This is a genomic window from Stappia sp. (genome assembly GCF_048268045.1).
Taxonomy (GTDB): Bacteria; Pseudomonadota; Alphaproteobacteria; order Rhizobiales; family Stappiaceae; genus Stappia.
Map to the genome: position 1 here is coordinate 262,202 of NZ_JBLWWG010000005.1, position 14,705 is coordinate 276,906.

Here is a 14,705-nt window from a genome sequence, read left to right on the forward strand (position 1 = left end):
AAATTTTGGTCTTGGACTTGTCAAGATTAGGTGTTCCCATTGCCGCCGCGTGGCTTTGCGCCTGAAGCGTGCGCCTGGCTGGTGAGGGGAACGATCATGGTTTCAGTTCGTGCGATGCGTCCGTTCGGTTGTGCTCGCGACAGCGGGGATAGGACAACGGCAGGGACGGTTCGCGGCGGCGGGGATATCCCGGTCGCGGAACGTCGCGCGGGGCTGGCGGCGAAAGTTGCACGATTTGGCCTTGGCCTCGCCGTCGCGCTGATCGCGCTCTCGCCGGCGGCACCTGCGCGCGCCGCCGAGGACCGGCGCATCGTCACGGTCGAGGACGCCGACTATTTCGGCGCCGACTTCCAGACCATGAAGGATGTCGACCTCGACGCCTGCAAGACTGCCTGCCTCGCCAGCTCCCAGTGCCGCGCCTTCACCTACAACACCTCCGCCAAATGGTGCTTCCTCAAGGCCGACGTCGGTCGTCTCCAGAGTTTCGCCGGCGCCGTCGCCGGTCGCGTCGTCACGGTTGCCGCACAGTCGCCGGCGGAGCGCAAGGAGCGTGTCGCCGAACTCGACTTCCTGCCCCGCTCGCTGACCGAGGAGGCGGAGCGCTACGCCCGCAAGCTGCCGCGTGCCTTCCGCGCCACGGAGCAGTCGGCCGAGGAGCTCGGCTCCGTCGGCTTCGCCATGATCGGCGAGCGCCAATACAGCCAGGCCGAGGTCGCCTTCGGGCGCGGCCTGAAGCTGGAGCCGGAGCGTTTCGAGTTCTGGGCGGGCCTCTCCCGGGCGCTGGCCGGCAACAAGCCGGACGACTGGCAGGAACGCAGCCGCGTCGAACGCGACGGGATCTCCGCCTCGATCAACAGTTATTTCAATGCCGCGACCGCCGACGAGCGGGTCGAGGCGCTGCGTCTGGTCGCCGCCGCCCTGGTGCGCCGCGACCACTACAAGCCGGCGATCAAGGCTTTGCGCGCCGCGCTGGCGCTTGACGACACGCCCGGCCTGCGGGCCCGCTACGACGACCTCGTCGCCCAGCACGGCTTCCGCGTGCTCGATCACCAGGTCGATTCCGACGCGGCATCGCCGCGCGTCTGCGTCGTCTTCTCCGACACGCTGAAGCGCGCCACCGACATGAGTTCCTTCGTGCGTGTCACCGGCGAAGGCTCCACCTCGGTCGAGACCGACGGCGCGCAGATCTGCGTCGACGGCGTGCGCCACGGCGGTCGCTACCAGATCACGCTGCGCCAGGGCATCCCCTCCGCCGATGGCGAGAAGCTCGAGAAATCCGCCGATCTCACGGTTTATGTCCGCGACCGCGCTCCGGCGGTGAACTTCCTTGGCCGCGCCTATGTGCTGCCGGCCGGCGAGGGCGCGACGATCCCGATCCGCTCGGTGAACACCAAGACGGTCGAAACCGAGATCTATCGCATCGGCGAGCGCGGCCTCGCCTCGGCGCTGCGCGACGGGCGCGTGCTGTCCCAGCTCGACAACTACAAGGCCAGCCAGATCCGCGACGAATACGGCGAGTTCCTGTGGAAGGGCACCGTCGAGACCGAGATGCTGCTCAACCGCGATGTCACCACGGCAATCCCGGTGGCGGAATTTGGCCTGACCATGGCGCCCGGCATCTATGCCATGGTGGCGCGCGCGGCCAGCGACAAGGCGAACGAATGGGGCCCCTGGGCGACCCAGTGGTTCCTCGTCTCCGACCTCGGCCTCAGCGCCTATTCCGGCGATGGCGAGACGGTCGTCGCGCTGCGCAAGCTTTCCGACGCCTCCGCCGTGGAAGGCGCGTCCGTGCGTCTCGTCGCAGTCAACAATGACGTGCTCGGCGAGACGAAGAGCGATGCCGAGGGCTTTGCCCGCTTCGCCCCCGGCCTGACCCGTGGCAAGGGCGGCCGCGCCCCGGCGATGGTCGCCGTGGAGACCGCATCCGGCGACTATGCCTTCCTCGATCTCGGCAAGCCGGCCTTCGACCTGTCCGACCGCGGCGCCGAGGGACGGCCCGCGCCGGGAGCGCTCGACGCCTTCGCCTGGACCGACCGGGGCGTCTACCGGCCCGGCGAGACGGTCAACATCGGTGCCATGCTGCGTGATCCGGCGGCCTTCGCCAGCACCGGCGTGCCGCTCACCTTCATCTACATGCGTCCCGATGGCGTCGAGTTCCAGCGGGTGACGGTGCAGGACGCCGGCGCCGGCGGTCGCGCCCATGCGCTGACACTTCCCGTCTCCGCCCAGCAGGGCAGCTGGAGCGTGCGCGTCCACGCCGACCCGAAGGCCGCGCCGCTCGCCCAGCTTTCGTTCCTTGTCGAGGACTTCCAGCCTGAGCGGGTCGACTTCGATCTGGCGACGCCGGCGAAGGCGATCGACCCGGCCAATCCGCCGGAAATCTCTCTGCAGGCCAAGTTCCTCTATGGGGCGCCGGCCTCCGGTCAGCGGCTCGAGGGCGAGGTGGTCGTTTCGCCGACCCGCGCCAACGCGGCCTTCCCCGGCTATGTCTTCGGTCTCGCGGACGAGCAGATCTACCCCGAGCGCGCCAATCTGGAAGATGGCACCGCGACGGATGCCGACGGCAATGCCGGCTTCACCCCGACCTTGCCGCAACTGGCACCGACCACGGCCGGCTACACCGCGCGCATCACCGCCCGTGTCGTCGAGGCGGGCGGGCGCTATGTGGAGCGCTCGCTTGAGCTTCCCGTCGTTTCCGACGGTGTGCGCATCGGCGTCAAGCCGGCCTTCGATGGCGGTGTCGACGAGGGCGGCCCGGCCGATTTCGACGTCATCGCGGTGGATGCGGACGGCAATCGGGCAGCCCTGTCCGGGGCGAACTGGACACTCTCCAAGCTCGACACCCGCTACCAGTGGTACCGAAACGACGGACGCTGGTCCTATGAGCCGGTGACCACCACCCGCCGGGTGGCCAATGGCACCTTCGATCTGGCGCCCGGCACTCCGGCGCGCCTCAGCCTGCCCGTCGACTGGGGCCGTTACCGTCTCGAGGTGGTTGCGGCCACTGGCGGCGATGGCGTCCAGGCGGCGACGAGCACCGAATTCAGTGCCGGCTGGTACACGTCCTCCGCGTCGTCGCAGACCCCGGACCTGCTTGAGGTCGGCCTCGACAGGAAATCCTACCGCGTCGGCGACACCGCCACCTTGCGCATGAAGCCGCGCTTTGCCGGCACCGCGCTCGTCTCCGTCATGACCGACCGTCTCGTCGAGACCCGCGTCGTCAAGCTCGGGGAGGGCGAGAGCGAGGTGAAACTCACCGTCACCGATGCCTGGGGCAATGGCGCCTACGTCACGGCGACCCTGTTCCGGCCGATGGACCTGGAAGCCAAGCGCATGCCCTCGCGCGCGCTCGGCCTCGAGTGGCTGACGGTCGACCCGCAAGGGCGCAAGCATACGGTTTCCCTGGACGCGCCGGAGAAGATCCGCCCGCGTTCGACGCTCGACATCGGCGTCACCGTGTCCGGCCAGGACGCCGGCAAGCCGGCCTATCTGACGCTTGCCGCCGTCGACGTCGGCATTCTCAACCTGACGCGCTTCGAGACGCCGGATCCGGACGGCTGGTACTTCGGTCAGCGCCGCCTCGGCATGGAGATCCGCGACTATTACGGCGAGCTGATCGATCGCACCGCCGGCGATCTCGGACGGGTCCGCTCCGGCGGCGACGGCATGGGCCTGTCGCTCGACGCCCCACCGCCGCAGGAGGCGCTCGTCGCGCTCTTCTCCGGCGTTGTTGAGACCGACGTCGACGGCAAGGCCAGCGTTTCGTTCGACATTCCCGACTTTAACGGCACGGTGCGCCTGATGGCGGTGGCCTGGAGCGCCTCGGGCGTCGGTCATGCCGAGAAGGATGTCGTGGTGCGCGATCCGCTGGTGATGACCGCGACCCTTCCTCGCTTCCTCGCACCTGGCGACGAAAGCCGGCTGCTGGTCGAGGTCGACAATGTCGAAGGCGAGGCAGGCGACTATCGCATCGCGGCCGAGGTCTCGGGACCGGTGACGCTGGACGCGGCTTCGGACGGCGAGGTGCTGACGCTTGCCAAGGCCGAGCGGCGCGCGCTCAGCCTGCCGCTGCGCGCCGGCACGACGCCGGGCGATGCCTCGCTGCGGCTGACCCTGTCGGACGCCAGCGGCGTGATCGCGGAAAAGACGCTGGCGCTCGGGGTGCGTGACAACACGCCCGACATCACCCGGCGTTCCTTCGTCACCCTGTCGCCCGGCGGCAAGCTGACGCTCGACGGCGACACGCTGGCCGGCATCCGTCCGCTCGGCGCGACGGTGTCGCTGGCGGCGGGTGGTCCGGCGCGGATCGACATTCCGGGGCTTCTCGGTGCGCTCGACCGCTATCCCTACGGCTGCACGGAGCAGACGACCAGCCGCGCGCTGCCGTTGCTCTATCTCAACGAGCTGGCGCTCAGCAGCGGCATGGAGACGGATGCCGAGATCCGCGAGCGCATCGCAAAGGCGATCAACCGGGTGCTGGGCAACCAGGACAGCAGCGGCGCCTTCGGCCTCTGGTCGGCCTTCGGCGGCGCCGATCCCTGGCTCGACGCCTATGTCACCGACTTTCTCACCCGGGCGCGCGACAAGGGCTATGACGTTCCCGAACTGGCCCTGTCGCAGGCGCTGGAGAACCTCGGCAACAAGGTCGCCTATGCCTCCGACTTCTCCGACGGCGGGCAGTCGGTCGCCTATGCGCTCTATGTGCTGGCGCGCACCGGCCGGGCCTCGCTTGGCGATCTGCGCTACTACATGGACGTGAAGCTCGCCGACTTCGGCGGCCCGCTGGCCAAGGCGCAGATTGGCGCGGCGCTCGCGCTCTACGGCGAGAAGGAGCGGGCGAAGGCGGCGTTCGAGGTGGCGATTTCCGACACCAATCTGCCGGATTCCACTGCCTACCGGGAGGACTACGGCTCGTCGCTGCGCGATGCCGCCGGCGTCCTTGCCTATGTCACCCAGGCGAAACTCGACCTGCCCGAGGCGCGCGAGCTCGCACGGCAGGTGGCGGATCGACAGGACGCGGCCGAGGCGCTCTCGACCCAGGACATGGCCTGGCTGCTCGTGGCCGGGCACGAGCTGTTGAGCGCGAGCGCGGGCGACAGCTTCACCATCGACGGGGCGCCCGCGCCCGCGCCGCTGGCTCGCACGCTGGCGGGCGGCGAGCTGGCAGGAACCTCGGTCGCGGTGGAAAACGCCGGCAGCGCGTCGGCCGACGTGGTGGTGACCGTTTCGGGACGGCCGGTGAGCCCGGAGCCCGCCGGTGGCAAGGGCTACCGGATCGAACGGGCCTATTACGACCTTGACGGCAACCGGCTGGATCTCGCCGCCGTGCCGCTCAACACCCGCGTCGCCGTGGTGCTGACGGTGACGATGGAGCGGCCCGACAAGGGGCGCCTGCTCCTTGTCGACCGTTTGCCGGCGGGGCTGGTGATCGACAACCCGCGCCTCGTGCGTGCGGGCGATCTCGGTGCGCTCGAATGGCTCGACCCGGTCAGCGAGGCGGACCACACCGAGTTCCGCGACGACCGCTTCGTCGCCGCGCTCGACCGCAACCTGCCCAATGTCGACACCTTCAGCTTCGCCTATCTGGCGCGCGCCTCGATCCCCGGCCGCTTCGCCCTGCCGCCGGCGACGGTGGAGGACATGTATCGCCCGGATCTCTCCGCCCGCACGGGCTCCGGCCGGTTCGAGGTTATCGCCAACTGAGGCAAGGCAGGAGCGTCACGGGACAGGGCGGCAAAGGTGCCGTGACGCGAGCGGACGGGCGGCGGAATGACGGACAGGAATGACGAGGGCAAGGCTGGGGGCGTCGGCGGGTTCGCGCGCGCGCGCCGCACCCGCTTTGCCCGGGTGACGCTGGCCGTCTTCGCCGTCTTTGTCCTCGCGCTCGGTGCGGGGGCCGGCGTTCTTGCCGTGTCCGTTGCCCGGGTTCCGGAGGACCTCGTCTCCGGCAAGGTGGCGGTGTCGCGGGCCGTGCTCGACCGCAAGGGCGTGCTCCTGCGCGCTTTCCAGACCCCGGACGACCGCTGGCGGCTTGCAGCCGGGCCGCAGGACGTCGATCCGCTCTACCTGCGCATGTTGCTTGCCTATGAGGACCGGCGCTTCCGCGACCATGCCGGCGTCGACCCGCGCGCCCTGCTGCGCGCCGCCTTGCAGATGGTCTCAAGCGGACGGATCGTGTCCGGTGCCTCGACGCTGACGATGCAGACGGCACGCCTGCTGATGGAAGGTTCGACGCGCTCGGCTGTGGCCAAATGGCGGCAGATCGTGCTGGCGCTGGCGCTGGAGCGCCGGCTTTCCAAGGACGAGATCCTGACGCTCTATCTTACCCGCGCGCCCTTTGGCGGCAATGTCGAGGGCGTGCGCGCTGCAAGCCTCGCCTGGTTCGGCAAGGAGCCGAAGCGGCTGACACCGGCGGAATGCGCGCTTCTCGTTGCGCTGCCGCAATCGCCGGAGGCGCGCCGGCCGGACCGCTTCGCCGGAAACGCCCGCGCCGCCCGCGACCGGGTGCTCGTCGCGATGACGTTGCGCGGCGTGCTGTCCGCCGAGGAGGCCGCCGCCGCCCGGCGCGAGCCGGTGCCGACGTTGCGCCGCGACGTTCCGCTTCTTGCCGCCCATGCCGCCCGCGAGGCCCTGGCGCGAATGCAAGGGGGGGCGAGCGAGGTCCGCCTGACGCTCGACGCCGGTCTCCAGTCGCGGCTCGAGGCGCTTGCCGCCTCCCGCGCCCGCAGGCTCGGTCGGCGCATTTCGCTCGCCATTCTCGTTGCCGACCACAAGACCGGCGAGGTCCTGGCCCATGTCGGCTCGGCCGGGCTGCTCGACGAAGAGCGCCGAGGCCATGTGGACATGACCCATGCGGTGCGCTCGCCCGGGTCGACCCTGAAGCCGCTGATCTACGGACTGGCCTTCGAGGAGGGGATCGCCCATCCCGACAGCTTCATCGAGGACCGGCCGATGACGCTTGCCGGCTACAGCCCGACCAACTTCGACCGAGCCTTCCAGGGAACGGTGCGGGTGGCCGACGCCCTTCAGGCCTCGCTCAACGTGCCGGCGGTGGAACTGCTCGATGCGGTCGGCACGGCGCGCTTCATTTCGCGGCTGAAGGCGGCGGGTGCCGATCCGCGCTTTCCGCCGGGCGAGGCGCCGGGCCTTGCGGCCGCCCTTGGCGGTTTCGGCATGACGCTCGACGAGCTGGTCGAGCTCTACGGCGGCTTTGCCCGTGGCGGACGCGCCATGACGCTGAAGCGCTATGCCGACGATCCCGATCCCGCGCTGGCGATCCCGCCGAGGCGCTTTCTCTCCGAAACGGCGGCCTGGCGCATCGCCGACATCCTCTCCAGGGTGCCGCCGCCGGAGGCCGCGAACGGCGAGGGCGTCGCCTACAAGACCGGCACTTCCTACGGCTATCGCGACGCATGGGCTGTCGGCTTCGACGGGCGGCATGTGATCGGCGTCTGGGTCGGGCGCGCCGATGGTACGCCGGTGCCCGGGATCACCGGCTATCTGGCGGCCAGCCCCATTCTCTTCGACGCCTTCCAGCGCATTGGACCGGAGCGGGCGCGCCTGCCCGGGCCGCCGAAGGCGCTCGAGGGCGAGGACCGGGTGCCGGCCCCGCTGGTCCACGCGCGCACCCGCACGCCGCGCCGCGGCGGTGCGGAGGCGCTCGGGCCCGAGATTTTCTATCCGCCCGACGGCGCCATCGTGGAACTGGGCTCGCAGGCGACGGGATCCGCGCCTCTCGTCGTCAAGGCGCGGCGCGGGCGCGGCCCCTTCGTCTGGCTGGCGAACGGCAAGCCGGTGGCAAGCGGCCCCTTTGCGCGCTCGGTCAGCATCGTGCCGGACGGGCCGGGCACGTCGACGATTGCGGTCATTGATGCGGACGGACGCGCCGCCCGCGTCACGCTCGACCTGCGCTAGGTCGTCGCCCGCCTCACGACAGCGGCGCCAGAAAGTCCGCGATGGCGTCGCGGCTCGCCGCATCCCACAACAGCGGGGCATGGCCTTCGTCGGGTACGGTGAGCGTGGCAAGTCCGGGATGCGTCGCCGCCATCTCCGCGACCGTCTCGCGCGCGAGAATGTCGGAAAGCGCGCCGCGTATCACCATCACGGGAAGTCCGGCGAGACCGGCGAACACTGGGCTGAGGTCCGGCGCGGTCGCCTCCTTGCGCGTGTCGTCGAGCGTGTGGGACAGCGCCGGGTCGTGGTCGAGCAGGGGGCCGGTGTCCGTTTCACGGTAGATCTGGTGGGCGAAACGTTCCCAGTCCGCGTCGTCCATCCGCGGGAACTGGGCCGCGAGACCGGCGCGGGCGTGCGCGGCCGCGGCCGCCCAGTCGCGCACGGCAGGCTCGCCCCCCATCGCGCGCGCGATGCGGCCAAGGCCCGCCGCCTCGATCCGCGCGCCGATGTCGTTGAGCACGAGGCCGGCGAGTGCCTCGCGCCGGCGCAGGCCGAGCAGCATGCCGTGGATGCCGCCGCGCGAGGTGCCGACAACGGCGAAGCGTGTCAGATCGAGTGTGGCGAGCCCCCGGTCGATGTCGTCGGCCTCCTGCTCGATGGAATAGCTGCGCCAGTCGGCCGCATGCTGGGATGCGCCACGCCCCCGATAGTCCATGGCAACGACCCGGTGTCCGCGCGCGGCAAGTGTTTCGGCAAGAGGCGCGAAGTCTCGGGCGTTGCGCGTCAGGCCGGCGAGGCAGAGCACGTCGACGCGCCGGTCTTCGCCGCGTGGCGCGTGGACGGTCGCGGCAAGCCGCAGGCCGTCGGCGGCGGTCCAGGTGTGCTGTGCGGCGGGCGCGGTGTGGTCGGGATGAGGGGTGTTCATGGCGTGCCTTGTCGTGGTGAAGGGGCAAGTCTAGCGGGCGTTTGGGCGCGCTTGAAGGGGGGGGCGGGAGACGCGGGAGACCGCCCGCTTTAGCCTCTTTTGGTCATCCACGCCTCGCGCATCGCGGGGTGCAACGTCGTGTTGCGTCGGGCGCGAGCGCCGATTATGGTGCGCCACCCGGATGTTCGATCCGGTTCTGACCCACACTCCATGAGGACCACCATGTTCAAGGGATCGATCCCCGCACTCGTCACGCCGTTCCGCAACGGGACCGTTGATGAGAAAGCGTTCCAGGAGTTCGTGGAGTGGCAGATAAAAGAGGGCAGCCATGGTCTCGTCCCGGTCGGCACGACCGGTGAGAGCCCGACGCTGACCCACGACGAGCACAAGCGCGTCATCGACCTGTGCATCGAGGCCAACGCCGGCCGGCTGCCGGTGATGGCGGGCGCGGGCTCCAACAACACCGCCGAGGCCATCGACTTCTGCCGCCATGCCGAGACGGCGGGCGCGGATGCGCTGCTGGTGGTGACGCCTTATTACAACAAGCCGAACCAGGCTGGCCTGATCGCCCACTATCGCGCCATCGACGACGCGGTGGGGATTCCGATCTACATCTACAACATCCCCGGCCGGTCGGTGATCGACATGCTGCCCGAGACCATGGCGGAGCTGTTCCGCACCTCGCGCAACATCAAGGGCGTCAAGGACGCGACGGCGAACATGGCCCGCACCACCCGCACGCGGGTCGCCTGCGGTCCTGACTTCGTCCAGCTCTCGGGCGAGGACATCACGGCGCTCGGCTTCAACGCCCATGGCGGCACGGGCTGCATCTCTGTGACGGCGAATGTCGCTCCGGGCCTGTGTTCGCAGTTCCAGCAGGCGACGCTTTCGGGTGACTACGCCACGGCGCTCTCGATTCAGGACCGGCTCGCGCCGCTCCATGACGCGCTCTTCATCGAGCCGAATCCGACGGGCGCGAAATACGCCCTGTCGCTGCTCGGCAAGATGGAGAACGAGCTGCGCCTGCCGCTCGTCGAGGTCGCCGACACGACCAAAGTGGCCATCCGCGAGGCGATGACCCACGCCGGTCTCCTCAACTGACGTTGAATTCGGGCAGCCGACACCCCAACTGCCTGACGAGACACGGATAGAAAGCTGATGGCGGGAGGTCGCATCCTCCCGCCACGCACAAAGGCAGCACATGGCGCAGAAACGCCCTGGCGACGAGAATCGCAAGATCATCGCCGACAACCGCAAGGCACGGTTCAACTTCGAGATCGAGGACACGCTCGAGGCCGGCATCGCTCTGACCGGAACCGAGGTCAAGGCGCTGCGTCTCGGCAAGTCGATGATCGCGGAATCCTACGCCTCCTTCGAGGGCGGCGAGCTGTGGCTGATCAACTCCTATGTGCCGGAATATCTCCAGGCCAACCGCTTCAACCACGAGCCGCGCCGCCGGCGCAAGCTGCTCGTTCACAAGCGTGAAATGGCGCGTCTTTCGATCGCGGTAGCCAAGGACGGCAAAACCATCGTGCCGCTGAAGCTCTATTTCAACGAGGACGGCCGGGCCAAGGTCGAGCTCGCCCTGGCGCGCGGCAAGAAGCTGCACGACAAGCGCGAGACCGAGCGCCAGCGGGACTGGAACCGCGAGAAGTCGCGGTTGATGAAGACCGCCGGCAACAACTGATCGACCGCCCGGCCACCGTCGGGCCGCGTCGAACGCCTTCTTGCCCCCCGCCTTCTTCCCCCCTTGTGGGCCTCCTGTGGGAAGCCCTGTGCAAACCCCTTGCGCGCGGCTGTGGACAATCTGTGCGCGGCCTGTTCATGGGGCGGTGCAAATGCCTGTGGGTTTCCTGTGTGAAATCCTGTGCTTTTCCTGTGCGAAAGCCTGTGCGGAAGGTGTTCGCCTGCTGTCGATATCGTGTGTACCGGCACCGCCTTTCTTCACCCACCATCGTCACCCCCGGCCTGACCCGGGGCCCACTCGAACCTTGAGCGCTTTTTGTTTGGGCTCAGGGGCGGCGGGACGTCCGGTGGCTACAGCGGTCGCTTGGCGTTTTTGGGCCGGTGGATTAGGCCCCGGGTCAAGCCCGGGGTGACGGCCGAGGGAGGGGCGACGGTAGGGAGGTGGCCGGCCGTTGCCGGTGCGCCAAGGCGGCCTCAAGGTCTGCGGGAACATGAGAATGCCCGCACAAACCCCTGAAGGGACTCTCTCAATCGCCTGCGACGATGGAGGAGAGAAGGGTGCGCCGCGCGCCGACGATGGGGGTCGGGCGGCGGGTGCGGGCGTCGACCTGGACGTGAACGAAGCGCCCCTGCGCGCAGGCGACGTCGCCGTCGTTGCGAAACAGCGCGATGTCATAGGTGACCGAGCTGCCGCCAAGGCGGGCGACGCGCACGCCGACGGCGACGCGGTCCGGGTAGACGATTTCCGAGAAGTAGCTGCAGCCGGTCTCGACGACGAGGAAGATCTCCTCCGAACGTCTGGGATCGAGGACATGCTCCTCGATGAGCCAGCCGTTCACCGCAGTGTCGAAGAAGCTCAGGTACTGGACGTTGTTGACATGGCCATAGGTGTCCACATCCATCCAGCGCGTCGGGATGTCCCTGAACAGGCGGAAATCCTTGCGCGTGAAGGCGGAGGGGCGCGTGGTCATCGTCCGTCGTCGTTCCGTGTGTCCGCTCAGCCCTGGCGGGGCGTGAAGGTGTTGGACCGGGGGAAACCGTTCGGGGGAAGGCGGCCGGCCTGGGCACGGTCGCCCTGCCAGTCGGCCAGTTCCTCGAGCTTGCGGGTGAAGCTGCGGCTGGAGGAATCGACCCATGTCAGCCCATCGGCGGCGGAGAACACCGCCACGTCCGACACGCCGCCGTCACGGTAGCGCTGAAGCCGTACGCCGCGCCCGCGTGTCATCTCCGGGACCTGCGCCAGAGGGAAGACGAGAAGCTTGCGGTTGCGGCCTATGATGGCGACATGATCGCCCTGTGCCGGCACGCAGACGCGCGCCTCGACAGGCGCGGAGACGTTGAGCACCTGCTTGCCCTTGCGGGTGTTGGCGACAACGTCGTCCTCCTTGACCACAAAGCCGCGCGCTTCGTCGGAGACGACCAGAAGCTTGCGGCCGCCGCGATGGACGAAGACGTCGACCACGTCCTGGCCTTCCTCCATGTCGACCATCAGGCGGATCGGCTCGCCATGCCCGCGTCCGCCCGGCAGCTTGTCTGCGCCGAGCGTGAAGAACTTGCCGCCGGTCGAGAAGATCAGCAACTTGTCGGTGGTCTCGGCAAAGAGCGACAGTTTCAGCCGGTCGTCCTGCTTGAAGGACACGCTCGACAGGTCACTCTGGTGGCCCTTGAGCGCGCGAATCCAGCCCTTCTGCGAGACGATGACGGTGATCGGCTCCTTCTCGATCATCGCCTGGTGAATGTCGGTGAGGTCGAGATCGATGGCCTCGCCGAAGGTGGTGCGGCGCTTGCCAAGCGGCGTCTCCGGCCCGTAGGCCTTGGCCAGCTCGCCGATCTCCTTGCCGATCCGCGTCCACTGACGGCGGTCGGAGCCGAGCAGGGTGAGGATCTCGTCGCGCTCCTTCGACAGCTTGTCATGCTCCTTGCGGAGCTCGATTTCCTCAAGCTTGCGCAGGGACCGCAGGCGCATGTTGAGGATGGCTTCCGCCTGCACGTCGGTGAGGTCGAACGCCGCCCGCAGCGAGGCCTTGGCGTCGTCCTCCTCGCGGATGATGCGGATCACCTCGTCGATGTTGAGGAAGGCGATCATATAGCCGCCCAGCACCTCGAGCCGGTGCTCGATCTGCGCCAGCCGGTGCTGCGAACGGCGGACGAGCACCTCCTTGCGGTGATCGAGCCATTCGCGCATGACCTGCCGCAGGCCCATGACCATCGGCACGCGACCGCCCGACAGCACGTTCATGTTGAGCGAGAAGCGGTTCTCAAGGTCGGTCAGCTTGAACAGCGATTCCATCAGCAGAGCCGCGTCGACGTTCTTGCTGCGCGGCACCAGGACGACGCGCACGTCCTCCGCCGATTCGTCGCGCACGTCATCGAGCAGTGGCAGCTTGCGCGCTTGCAGGAGCTCGGCGATCTTCTCGATCAGCCGCGATTTCTGCACCTGATAGGGGATCTCGGTGATGACCACCTGCCAGGTACCGCGACCGAGGTCCTCGGTCTCCCAGCGGGCCCGGATGCGGAAACCGCCGCGCCCGGTCTCATACGCCTCCTTGAGGCCGGCGTCGTCGCGCACCATGACGCCGCCGGTCGGGAAATCCGGCCCCTGGACGAACTGCAGCAGATCCGCCGTCGTCGCCTCGGGGTTTTCGATGAGATGGCGGGCGGCGTCGCAGAGCTCGCCGATGTTGTGGGGTGGGATCGAGGTCGCCATGCCCACCGCGATGCCGGCGGCGCCATTGGCAAGCAGGTTCGGGAAACCGCCGGGCAGCACCACCGGTTCCTTGTCGAGCCCGTCGTAGGTCTCGCGGAAGTCGATGGCATCCTCGTCGAGGCCGTCCAGCGTGCGCACCGCGACATCGGTGAGCCGCGCCTCGGTGTAACGCATGGCGGCCGCGCTATCGCCGTCGATGTTGCCGAAGTTACCCTGGCCATCGATCATCGGATAGCGGACGGCGAAATCCTGGGCGAGACGCACCAGCGCGTCATAGATCGCCTGGTCGCCATGCGGGTGGTACTTACCCATCACGTCACCGACGACGCGGGCGCATTTCTTGAAGCCGGCGCTCGGGTCGAGCTTCAGCAGGCGCATCGCGTAGAGCAGCCGTCGGTGCACCGGCTTCAGCCCGTCGCGCACGTCCGGAAGGGCGCGGTGGGTGATCGTCGACAGCGCATAGGAGAGGTAGCGCTCCTCAAGAGCGGTGCGCAGGTCGATCGGCTCGATGCCACCCGGCGGAATCAGTTCTTTTCCCATGGGTCTTGGCTACAGGCATTCGCCGAATCACGCAACGGAGCGCGCCCGTGGAAAGCGCGGAAATGTGCCGATTTCAGGCCGTCCGCGGCAATCAGGACGCAGTGCGGGAAAGGTGGGCGCGCGCAAGAGCCTCGATGAAGCCTTCGCGGGCCGGCGAGACCGGGACCTGGCGCGGCTCATGCACATGCCGGCGCAGGAAGTGGCCAGTCAGGCGGAAGGCGTCGGCGAGCGCGGAAAACCCCGCTTGCGCCGCCTCCCGTGCCTCGATGCGCGCCGCGTTCGGGTCCGGGACCGGCTGGTTCGCGTGGACGTCGGCGTCGCGACGCAGAAAGGCGGGCAGGGGTAGCATGCGCTCCGCATAGGGCAGGCCGGCCTCGCGGCAGACCGCGCGCCCGGACTTCGGCGAGACGTAGACCAGATCGTCGCGTCGGCCTGTTGCGGCACACTCGGAAAGGTCGAGGCCGAAGCCCAGCTCGGCAAGCACCTGAAGCTCGAAATGCACCATCAGCACCCCGGCGATCTCCGGCTCGCCGAGATGGGCGAGGATCGCCTCCAGCCCCGCGTGGAGGCCGGGATGCGGATCGCGCTCGGGCAGGAAGTGGAGGAGGGCGGCGAGCGCCTGGATGCCGTAGACGCCCGTCGGCGTCGTCATCAGCTCCGCCGCGCGCAGGCGCAAGGGCTCGACGGCGAAAAGCCCGAGATGATTGTCGAGCCGCGCCCGCCAGACCAGGTTGACCTCATTGCCCGGCTGGAGCGCCGCCTGAAGCTTGCGGCTTCTGCCGCCGCGCACCAGACCCATGTGTCGCCCGCGCCCGCGCGTCATCACCTCGAGGATGAGGCTCGTCTCGCCGTGCCGGCGCGTCGCCAGGATGATGCCGTCTTCGCTCCATTCCATCGGGTCTGGTCTTTCATCGGGCGCACGTCCCGCGCCCACGCCCCAAGAGCTACCCGATG

General features: G+C 68.8%; 8 protein-coding genes. 4 read left to right on the forward strand and 4 right to left on the reverse strand.

Annotated elements, in window-relative coordinates:
• The first annotated feature begins 96 nt into the window (after positions 1-96).
• Together ACN0WF_RS10555 and pbpC are read left to right on the forward strand one after the other, a co-directional pair.
• On the forward strand, positions 97-5,703 hold the full coding sequence (locus tag ACN0WF_RS10555) for an MG2 domain-containing protein (protein WP_417772780.1): 5,607 nt from the start codon (positions 97-99) through the stop codon (positions 5,701-5,703).
• Positions 5,704-5,769: 66 nt separating this feature from the next.
• Entirely contained in the window at positions 5,770-7,914 is a 2,145-nt protein-coding gene (pbpC, locus tag ACN0WF_RS10560; protein WP_417772781.1) for a penicillin-binding protein 1C, read from the forward strand.
• 13 nt (positions 7,915-7,927) lie between these two features.
• On the opposite strand, the gene ACN0WF_RS10565 is transcribed toward pbpC, so the two are convergent.
• Complete coding sequence (locus tag ACN0WF_RS10565; RefSeq protein WP_417772782.1) at positions 7,928-8,818, reverse strand: alpha/beta fold hydrolase; 891 nt, start codon at positions 8,816-8,818, stop codon at positions 7,928-7,930.
• 222 nt (positions 8,819-9,040) lie between these two features.
• On the opposite strand from ACN0WF_RS10565, the gene dapA reads away from it, so the two are divergent.
• On the forward strand, positions 9,041-9,919 hold the full coding sequence (gene dapA / locus ACN0WF_RS10570) for a 4-hydroxy-tetrahydrodipicolinate synthase (RefSeq protein ID WP_417772783.1): 879 nt from the start codon (positions 9,041-9,043) through the stop codon (positions 9,917-9,919).
• A 100-nt stretch (positions 9,920-10,019) separates the two neighbouring features.
• Complete coding sequence (gene smpB / locus ACN0WF_RS10575) at positions 10,020-10,505, forward strand: SsrA-binding protein SmpB (protein ID WP_417772784.1); 486 nt, start codon at positions 10,020-10,022, stop codon at positions 10,503-10,505.
• 526 nt (positions 10,506-11,031) lie between these two features.
• Here smpB and ACN0WF_RS10580 read toward each other — a convergent pair.
• The 3 genes from ACN0WF_RS10580 to recO form a co-directional block, all read right to left on the reverse strand.
• Positions 11,032-11,475, reverse strand: a complete 444-nt coding sequence (locus tag ACN0WF_RS10580) for an acyl-CoA thioesterase (protein WP_417772785.1) — start codon at positions 11,473-11,475, stop codon at positions 11,032-11,034.
• A gap of 26 nt (positions 11,476-11,501) precedes the next feature.
• Positions 11,502-13,751 (reverse strand): DNA topoisomerase IV subunit A, encoded by a 2,250-nt coding sequence (parC, locus tag ACN0WF_RS10585; protein ID WP_417772786.1) that lies wholly within the window; start codon positions 13,749-13,751, stop codon positions 11,502-11,504.
• A gap of 91 nt (positions 13,752-13,842) precedes the next feature.
• Entirely contained in the window at positions 13,843-14,646 is an 804-nt protein-coding gene (recO, locus tag ACN0WF_RS10590; protein ID WP_417772787.1) for a DNA repair protein RecO, read from the reverse strand.
• Positions 14,647-14,705: the final 59 nt, after the last annotated feature.